The sequence below is a fragment of the Anoxybacillus kestanbolensis genome (assembly GCF_001996285.1).
GTDB classification, from domain to species: Bacteria; Bacillota; Bacilli; order Bacillales; family Anoxybacillaceae; genus Anoxybacillus; species Anoxybacillus kestanbolensis_A.
In genome coordinates, this window is record NZ_MQAD01000006.1 from 41,502 (window position 1) to 50,003 (window position 8,502).

The following is an 8,502-nucleotide window of genomic DNA, read 5'->3' on the forward strand; positions in this document are numbered from 1 at the left end:
AACATATTGCATGTTATTTCACTTTAGTTGTATGTAAAACTAAACAATAATATAAATGAAAAAAGCCGAGCATTGTCTCGGCAGCTACTTCACTTTGTTAAGAAACTTCAACGAATCCAACCATACCAGATTCTTTATGTCCGGGAACCGTGCAATAAAAGCGAAAAACACCGCTTTCGATTGGTATGAACTTCACTTCAGCTGTTTTTCCCGGTAAAGAATGAATATGAACGGTTTGATTTTTTGAATGATGCCCATGGTGACTCTGTTGTAAGAGAGATGCTTTCATATTTTCGAATTCGATATCATGTTCAACTTCACCGCTATTTTTGAAAATTAAGGTTACGGGTTGTCCTGCAGAAAGTTTGAAATCTTTAGGGAAGTAAGCAAATTCGGTTGCTTCAATGACTACTTTTTTCGCCTTTGTACTGGAATTCAACGGAGAGCCAGACGACTTATTATGGGTCATCGATTGACTCATATGGGAATTTTTTATGGGCACGTTATGGTCTTGAGCGAGTTCATTGTATAAGTGGTTATAGGTGTAGAAAAACAGCAGAAAGACGATTGATAATAACAATGGATTATGGAATATTTTGTTGATGAAAGAGAAACGGTTAAAACCAGTTTCTTGCTGAAGCATGTATAAAACAATACCAATCATCCCAACAAATATGACGAGCATTACACGAATCATTGAATTTTGGTGTTGCGGCGAAATCATTTCTCCTAACATCGCTCCCATCATTCCGCCCATTATTCCTGACAAAACGCCATCTATGATGGCCATGACACTAATCGGCAGCCCGGTCAAAAAACCGGCTAAAAACCCAAAACCCATTCCTAAAACGGTTGAGAAAAAGAGGTTACCGCTATACAAAATCCCGGCCAGCAAGCCATCTGTTAGCCCGACCAACATTCCTAAAGCCATCGCCACCATCATTCCGACCATACATGTGATTTTCTTTCTTTTTATGAATACGAAAACAATAACAATCAAAGATAAAATCGTTACAATGATTCCAGTTAATAAAATCGACAATGAACGATCCCTCCCTGTAAGTTTTTATTTGTACACATATATGTGGGCAAGCGGTTAGTTAGTCCTTTTTAAATTTATTAAATTCATATGAATAAACGTAATGTCTGGAATAATAGCAGGACTTATAATCCTTTATGCAATGAGGTTATTTTTCAAAATTTTCTTAATTATATTTCCGTCAATCTTGGAAATTTATCAAAAATAAACAAGGAGTGCCAAGGTCAAGTCCAAATTATTGTGTAAATTCCCCTTTGATAGACAACATGAACCTGATGACTTGACGTATGGTAGGTAAGACCGGCAAGTCTCCCTGCCGGTCGCCTTCCCGGACAAATGATCATGTTGTCAAGGTTCCGCCACTGCCAATATTCAGCCATATCCAAGTATTTGCGCCCTGACATCCATTTTTCATCGATTTCGATCAACACGGCACCAACGAGGCGATACACCGATTCCCGGTTCGGAAAGATGCGGATAACCCGTTCTCTGCGGCGAATTTCTTCGTTCAGCCGTTCCACTCCGTTGGTCGTGCGCAGACCGCATAATTCCTCCGTGATTTGAGTGATTTTTCGGGTAGACACCCCGTTTACCACCATTTCCATTAGTGCCAGTACCAGTGCTTTTTCGCTCCGTTGATACCGTTGGAACAGTTCCGTAGAGAACTCCCCATCTCTTGTCCGTGGAACGCGCAAGGTCAACCGTCCCACCCGGGTCGTCAGCTGGCGTGGATACGAACCGTTTCGATAGCCTTTTCGTTCTTCCGTTCGTTCATAACGGCGAGCTCCCAGCTGTTCTTCTACTTGTGCCTCGAGGATTTGATTGAGGACTTGTTCCAATAGCTTAGCTAATCCCTCATCTCTGGTGAATAACCCGTGCAAAAGTTCATCATTTAGGGCAATATGATATTGAGCCATGGTTGCATTCCTCCTTATGTTTGGTGTTTTTGGTCCACTGTTTATTCTACCAAAGGGAAGCAACATGGCTCTTTTTCTATTTCCCTTTTTACACAATTATATGGACTTAACTGTTTAAAAATATGTTGAGTTCATACTTTAATTATAACCTAATACCTAATTTCAGGAAATTTCAAACAAAAATATGAGCATCTCATATACTCTCTGAGAATGCCAATGGTTGATAAAAAGTCCCCTCCATACCTCTACCTTTTTCTTCTAAAATAATTCTATACGCTTTAAGGGGGTTTTGTTATGCCAGTGTATAAAGATCACTCCATAAAGAAAAGAGAAAGTTGGTATTATGAATTTATTTATAAGAAAAAAAGATACAAAAAAAGAGGCTTTGCTAGAAAAACTGATGCAGAAGCAGCGGAGAGACAGAAAAGATACGAATTGCAGCAAGGAATATCCATTCAAGAATCAAAAATTACTGTAAAAGACTACTTTAAAGAGTATCAGAATAAATAAAACACTTCTTAAACATCAACGAACGATTCAACACTCTACAAAAACGAAGCCATCTACAAGAGTCATTGCTATTAGCAACTATCTTGTGGAGGAATTGAAAAAACATAAACAAATACAAGAAATTGAAAAAGCAGAGAACGAAAACTATGAGGACAACAACTTAGTTATTTGCACAGTAAACGGAACAAGTGTGTATGTAGATAACTTAACACGGGCATTCCGAAATACTTATAAAAAGATGAAATTAGAAAAGGATATTACATTGCACTCATTAAGGCATACACATGCAACTTTGCTGTTACAACAAAATGTTCATATGAAGGTCGTTTCGGAACGGTTAGGACATGCGAGTATCAAAATGACAATGGATACTTACTCTCATTTGCTTCCAAGCATACAAGAAACAGCAGCCGAAAAATTCGAGCAATTGTTTGAGGAGGAATAAAGTTTTAAATCAATCACTCCAAAAATCACACCAAGTCACCAAAAACACCAAAAATAACGAATGACAACAGAAATAAAAAATCCCTTGAAGCCTTGTGGCTCAAGGGATTTCACTTGATGATTCCGACTGGGCTCGAACCAGCGACCTCCACCCTGTCAAGGTGGCGCTCTCCCAGCTGAGCTACGGAATCGTATGTTGTTGTCCTATCGAACACATTTTTTATTATACTGACGTCCCCCCACATTGTCAAATATTTTTTTTAAAAAATTTTTAGCCATCGCGTATGCAATGGCTAATGGCGGATAAAGTCGATATGCGTGCCTTGGAAAAGACCGTCTTTATATTCATACGTGACGATTAAACTGCCGATGTATTCGCCTTTTTTTCGTTCGAGAAGTAAAACGGCCTTCAGTTTTTGTTTATCGAGCGCGTATTTTAAAAAGCGATCGAACGTCACTTTGACGCCTTTCCCGCCTTGGCGGTTATACGGAATGAGCGCGTGCACATGATCTATAATCAGCTCTGTTCCTTCGTCTGTTTCCCTCATCTTCACACTCTTCAAAACAACGGTGCGCGGATCTTCGACGATCATTTCTTCTATCCCGTTTTCGTGATGGGCAAATACGTGCACTTCGTTTTTATACGTGCCGTTGCCGCGCGCTTTCACGAGAAAAACGACAATATCTTCTTTTCCATCTTTTGTGACATCTACCGAATGCAATTGCGGGATCACCTTCGGATCGTTGACATGTTCCCATTCCGGAAACGCATACGTCTGTTGACCGACGTGAAGCGTAAAATGACGCACCCAATCTCCATCTTCTTTGCCACATAGTTGTACGTTTGCTTCCTCTAATTTTTTTGTGCAAGTATCCCCATTGAACGAAAGCGCTGTCATAACCGATAATAATAATGATAAAAACATATGTGTCCTCCATACTTTTTCATTTAGTATGAAGAAAAAACGAAAAAAATATGTATTGCCATGTTAAAAGTAGACGTGGTATGATGATTAGAAAAACATTCGAAAGGGATGGTGAGCTATGAGACGTGTCACATTAACTGACATCTTCCTTCACCCCATCACTCAAAAATATTTGAAACGTTCAGGCGTCGCGCACGCCATCGCTACCGCATACCACGCATATCGCCTCGCCTTGCTTTATGGAGTGAACGTCGATTTAGCGACAAAAGCTGCTTTGCTTCACGATATCGGTCATTATGAATGGTACTCAAACGGAACGTGGGACTATGAAACATATAAACAAAACGATATTCATGCGATTAAAGGGGCAGAGCGAGCGCATAAGTTACTTATTCGACTCGGCGAACATCCTCAACACGCCAAAGAAATTGCCCTCGCCATTTTGCTTCACACCGATTCGTATCTTCCAGAAGGAGAACTAAAACGAAAACCGCTTCAAACGATCGTGAAGCTCGCCGATGAAGCAGATGAAGAACCGGGTGGCAAACATCATTATCGCCAAATCGATGACGAACTCGCTTTAAAAAAAATTCAACAGCTCGATCGCATGGTCGAACAACAACTACAACGTAACGCTCTCGACCAAATTAGCTAAGGCTAGGTGTTATACCTAGCCTATACATACGATAACGCCTGTTCAAAGTCGGCCATTAAATCATCCATTGCCTCAAGTCCAACGCTTATGCGCAACAAACCGTCCGTAATGCCGCGACGAAGGCGTTCCGCTTTCGGCATCGCCGCATGCGACATTTTCGCTGGATACGATAAAATCGATTCGACCGCCCCTAAACTGACCGCAAAAATAGGAATGTGCGCATGTTGGACGAACGTTCGCACCGCTTGTTCATCTTCCAATTCAAACGACAACACCGCCCCAAATCCGCGCGCTTGTTCGCGATGAATGACGTGCCCCTCATGATGCGAAAGCCCTGGATAATATACATGTGCCACTTTCGGATGACGATGTAAAAATTGCGCCAATTGCATAGCTGAACGAGACGAATGCTCTAACCGAACGTGCAACGTTTTTAATCCACGCAACACAAGCCACGCATCTTGCACACCGAGCACGGCCCCAAACGAATATTGCAGTTTGCGAAGCTGTTTTGCGAGACGCTCGTCTTTCACAACCGCAAGTCCAGCAATGACATCGCTATGACCTGCTAAAAATTTCGTTGCGCTATGCAAAACGACATCGACACCGAGATCAAGCGGACGCTGCAACAAAGGAGTCGCAAACGTATTATCTAAAAACGTCAAACAACCGTGCGCTTTCGCAAGCTTCACAACCCCACGAATATCTGTAATTTTCAAAAGCGGATTGGACGGCGTTTCCATATAAATGACTTTCGTATTTGGACGAATGTGACGCGCCACCGCATCTAAATCGGTCATATCAACAAACGTATGTTCAATGCCAAATCGGCTCAATACGTCCGTGATGATGCGATACGTTCCACCATATACGTCATCGGTAATCAGTACGTGATCGCCTTTTGACAACAATAAAAATGCCGTAGAAATGGCAGCCATGCCGGAAGCGAACGCAAAACCGCTCACTCCACCTTCTAATTCCGCAATCGTCTCCTCCAACGCCTCGCGTGTCGGATTTCCCGAACGGCTATAATCGTACTTGCCAAACGTATCAAAATCAAACTGATGAAACGTCGACGCATGATGAATCGGGACACTCACTGCCCCCGTTTGCGTATCAATCTGCCATTGATTGTGAACGAGCTTTGTTTGTACATCCACTTTTCACACCTCTTTCATACGCTGAAACGCTTGTGCTAAATCAGCAATTAAATCATCATCGTGTTCAATGCCGACCGAAAAACGTAACAAACGATTACATACCCCGTTGGCGATGCGAATATCCTCTGGAATATCCATATGCGTTTGCGTTGCGGGATACGTAATAAAACTTTCGACACCGCCTAAACTTTCCGCAAACGTAATCAGTTTTAAACTTCGTAAAAAGGTATTCACCCATTTTTCATCGCGCACGCGAAACGACAACATTCCTCCTCTTCCCGGATACAATACGTCCGTCACATCTTCATGTTCGACTAAAAATTTATATATCGCCTTTGCGTTTTGTTCGTGCTGACGCATGCGCAGCGCAAGCGTCTTCATGCCGCGAATTAACAGCCATGAATCAAACGGAGACAACACCGCACCGATGGCGTTATGATACATCGCGAGTTGCTCGCACAGCTCTTTTCCTTTGGCAACAATGAGCCCGGCAAGCACGTCGTTATGCCCGCCTAAATATTTCGTTGCGCTATGAATGACGATGTCCGCCCCTTTCGTTAATGGCTTTTGTAACACAGGGGTGTAAAACGTATTATCGACGATAAGAAGCAGCCCATATTGCTTCGCAAACGTTGCCACCGCTTCAATATCCGCCTCTTGCATAAGTGGATTTGTCGGCGTTTCTAAAAAAATCGCTTTCGTTTTGTCCGTCACATGCGCCTTTACCGCATCGAGATCGCGAAAATCAACGTATGTAAACGATAAACCGTATTTCTTCCACCCTTTTTCAAATAGCCGATACGTTCCGCCATATAAATCGGCCGAAACGAGGAAATGATCGCCGCTTTCAAACAACGCAAACAACGTTTGAATCGCCGCCATGCCTGAGCTACATGCAAACCCTTGATCCCCTTCTTCTAACTGCGCAATCGCCTCCTCGACAATACGTCTCGTCGGGTTTCCTGTCCGAATGTAATCGTACCCTGTCGACTGTCCGATCCCTTCATGACGATACGCTGTTGAAAAATAGACAGGCGGATTGACCGTCCCTGTCGCTGTCTCGCTTCGATTTCCAATTTGCGCTAACCGTGTTTCGATATGACTCATTCGCTCTCTTCCTTTCTAAAAAAATAAAAGCCTTCAAAGAAGAAGGCTTTTACAGTCGCTTCTTCTTATCTTCCGAATTGAACGCCAATTCGCTGGATTTAGCACCTGACCGCTTTCGGCTGGTTGCTGAAGGTTCATCGGGCCAGTCCCTCCCCTTCTCTTGATAAGAACGTAAAACGATATTGAATTTTCTGATTTTTAATTAATGTATCTTATTTTCCGAAAAATTGCAACTATTTTTTATCCTTTTCCAACACGTGAGGGCTTCCCCCAAGTCTTTTCTCTCATTCCGCCGCAAGAGCATCGGCTTTTGTCGGATGGACGGTACCCGCTGGATGTTGTGGCGGTGCATAGATGGAATACAATTTTAGCGGAACGTTTCCAATATTTATTACATTATGCCACGTTCCAGCAGGGACAAAAATAGCAGAACCGTCGCCCACTCGTCGTTCAAACGTTAGCTCGTTTTTCTTTTTCCCCATCCGTACAATCCCTTCGCCTTGTTCAATACGTAAAAATTGATCCACGCCCGGATGAATTTCTAAACCAATATCCTCCCCGACACGCAAGCTCATTAACGTCACTTGTAAATGCGGACCTGTCCATAACGTCGTACGGAACATATTGTTTCGTTTCGTCGCTTCTTCAATTTGAATGACAAACGGGTTCGGTCCGTAATCTTTCGTATATTCCCTCGGAAGCGGATAAGGCATGATCGGATATGGATACATTGGATACACGTAATGCGGATAGTAATAATACATGTTCTCACCTCTTTTTCATATTCATCGTCATGTTATGCACAACTGCCCGACCATGCGCCTCACATGCAAAAATCGACAAATCAGAAATATATATGGTACATTAAAAAAAAGGAGGGAGATAATGAAAGCACCTGCTTTATTTCTTGCGCATGGATCACCGATGTTAGCGATTGAAGATAGCGCATATACATCGTTTTTAACAACGCTCGGAAAACAGATGCATCCAAAAGCTATCGTCGTCTTTACTGCACATTGGATGACACGCCAACCGACCGTTTCGTCGATCGCTGGAACGTATGAGATGATTTATGACTTTTCCGGCTTCCCACGTGAATTGTATGAAGTAACCTATGCTGCACAAGGTTCAGTAGAATGGGCAAAACGCGTCCAACATCAATTCAAACACGTCTCACCTATCGTCAATGTCGATGAAACACGTGGACTTGACCACGGTTCATGGGTATTGTTAAGCCGACTATTTCCAGAGGCAAACATTCCAATCATCCAAGCATCTGTCGTTCCGTGGTGGACACCAAAGCAATTGTTTCAACTCGGAGAGGCACTCCGCCCGTTGCGTGACGAAGGTGTCATGATTCTCGGCAGCGGTGGCACAGTGCACAATTTAATGGCGCTTCGCTGGGATGAACAAACGAAAGCAGATTCTTGGGCTGTTGCTTTCGATGATTGGTTGCTTGCTCAATCATCCGCTCAAAGCGAAGACGTATTTCACTATGAAGAAAAAGCCCCTTATGCGAAACAAGCTGTCCCAACACCAGAACATTTAGCACCGTACTGGATCGCCTACGGAGCAGGCGACCGCAAAGAAGCTCCACGCGTCTTATTTCGAGCATACGAGTACGGAAGCTTAAGTTTAATGGCTGTATCGTTTTAAAGGAGGCTTTTGACTGTTCATGATAAATGTATAAATATTTATAAAAATTTTATAAAAATCTGATAATCATTTTATGTGAAAAAAGTCA

At 42.7% G+C, this 8,502-nt stretch carries 9 protein-coding genes, 1 tRNA gene, 1 pseudogene and 1 riboswitch; of the genes and pseudogenes, 4 read left to right on the forward strand and 7 right to left on the reverse strand.

The genetic code is table 11. The features are described from left to right. Window positions 1-97 precede the first annotated feature (97 nt). Window positions 98-1,042: a plastocyanin/azurin family copper-binding protein gene (locus BO219_RS06885; protein WP_077428970.1), complete on the reverse strand. Its 945-nt coding sequence runs from the start codon at window positions 1,040-1,042 to the stop codon at window positions 98-100. A 353-nt stretch (window positions 1,043-1,395) separates the two neighbouring features. Beyond that, window positions 1,396-1,956, reverse strand: a pseudogene (locus tag BO219_RS06890) (transposase); the annotation flags it as partial. 294 nt (window positions 1,957-2,250) lie between these two features. Here BO219_RS06890 and BO219_RS06900 point away from each other — a divergent pair. Then, window positions 2,251-2,466 carry an Arm DNA-binding domain-containing protein gene (locus BO219_RS06900; RefSeq protein ID WP_077428971.1) on the forward strand — a complete coding sequence of 72 codons (216 nt, stop codon included), beginning with the start codon at window positions 2,251-2,253 and terminating at the stop codon, window positions 2,464-2,466. Between the two features lie 25 nt (window positions 2,467-2,491). Beyond that, window positions 2,492-2,911: a tyrosine-type recombinase/integrase gene (locus tag BO219_RS06905; RefSeq protein ID WP_230403160.1), complete on the forward strand. Its 420-nt coding sequence runs from the start codon at window positions 2,492-2,494 to the stop codon at window positions 2,909-2,911. A gap of 117 nt (window positions 2,912-3,028) precedes the next feature. On the opposite strand, the gene BO219_RS06910 is transcribed toward BO219_RS06905, so the two are convergent. Beyond that, window positions 3,029-3,101, reverse strand: a tRNA-Val gene (locus BO219_RS06910). Window positions 3,102-3,203: 102 nt separating this feature from the next. Beyond that, window positions 3,204-3,836, reverse strand: a complete 633-nt coding sequence (locus BO219_RS06915; protein WP_077428973.1) for a hypothetical protein — start codon at window positions 3,834-3,836, stop codon at window positions 3,204-3,206. A gap of 118 nt (window positions 3,837-3,954) precedes the next feature. Here BO219_RS06915 and BO219_RS06920 point away from each other — a divergent pair, with 118 nt between their 5' ends. Continuing rightward, on the forward strand, window positions 3,955-4,491 hold the full coding sequence (locus BO219_RS06920; protein WP_077428974.1) for an HD domain-containing protein: 537 nt from the start codon (window positions 3,955-3,957) through the stop codon (window positions 4,489-4,491). A gap of 20 nt (window positions 4,492-4,511) precedes the next feature. On the opposite strand, the gene metC is transcribed toward BO219_RS06920, so the two are convergent. From metC to BO219_RS06935, 3 genes are all read right to left on the reverse strand, one after another. Then, window positions 4,512-5,651, reverse strand: a complete 1,140-nt coding sequence (metC, locus tag BO219_RS06925; RefSeq protein ID WP_077428975.1) for a cystathionine beta-lyase — start codon at window positions 5,649-5,651, stop codon at window positions 4,512-4,514. Window positions 5,652-5,654: 3 nt separating this feature from the next. Next, complete coding sequence (locus BO219_RS06930; protein WP_077428976.1) at window positions 5,655-6,758, reverse strand: methionine biosynthesis PLP-dependent protein; 1,104 nt, start codon at window positions 6,756-6,758, stop codon at window positions 5,655-5,657. Window positions 6,759-6,820: 62 nt separating this feature from the next. Continuing rightward, window positions 6,821-6,928, reverse strand: a riboswitch (SAM riboswitch). A 114-nt stretch (window positions 6,929-7,042) separates the two neighbouring features. Then, window positions 7,043-7,522 (reverse strand): cupin domain-containing protein, encoded by a 480-nt coding sequence (locus BO219_RS06935; protein ID WP_077428977.1) that lies wholly within the window; start codon window positions 7,520-7,522, stop codon window positions 7,043-7,045. Between the two features lie 121 nt (window positions 7,523-7,643). Here BO219_RS06935 and BO219_RS06940 point away from each other — a divergent pair, with 121 nt between their 5' ends. Beyond that, window positions 7,644-8,414: a DODA-type extradiol aromatic ring-opening family dioxygenase gene (locus BO219_RS06940; protein WP_035065069.1), complete on the forward strand. Its 771-nt coding sequence runs from the start codon at window positions 7,644-7,646 to the stop codon at window positions 8,412-8,414. The last annotated feature ends 88 nt before the right edge of the window (window positions 8,415-8,502 follow it).

Coding starts and splice junctions, on each gene's coding strand:
- BO219_RS06900 (WP_077428971.1), top strand. CDS start 2,251: ATGCCAGTGTATAAAGATCACTCCATAAAGAAAAGAGAAAGTTGGTAT.
- BO219_RS06915 (WP_077428973.1), bottom strand. CDS start 3,836: ATGTTTTTATCATTATTATTATCGGTTATGACAGCGCTTTCGTTCAAT.
- BO219_RS06920 (WP_077428974.1), top strand. CDS start 3,955: ATGAGACGTGTCACATTAACTGACATCTTCCTTCACCCCATCACTCAA.
- BO219_RS06930 (WP_077428976.1), bottom strand. CDS start 6,758: ATGAGTCATATCGAAACACGGTTAGCGCAAATTGGAAATCGAAGCGAG.
- BO219_RS06935 (WP_077428977.1), bottom strand. CDS start 7,522: ATGTATTATTACTATCCGCATTACGTGTATCCAATGTATCCATATCCG.
- BO219_RS06940 (WP_035065069.1), top strand. CDS start 7,644: ATGAAAGCACCTGCTTTATTTCTTGCGCATGGATCACCGATGTTAGCG.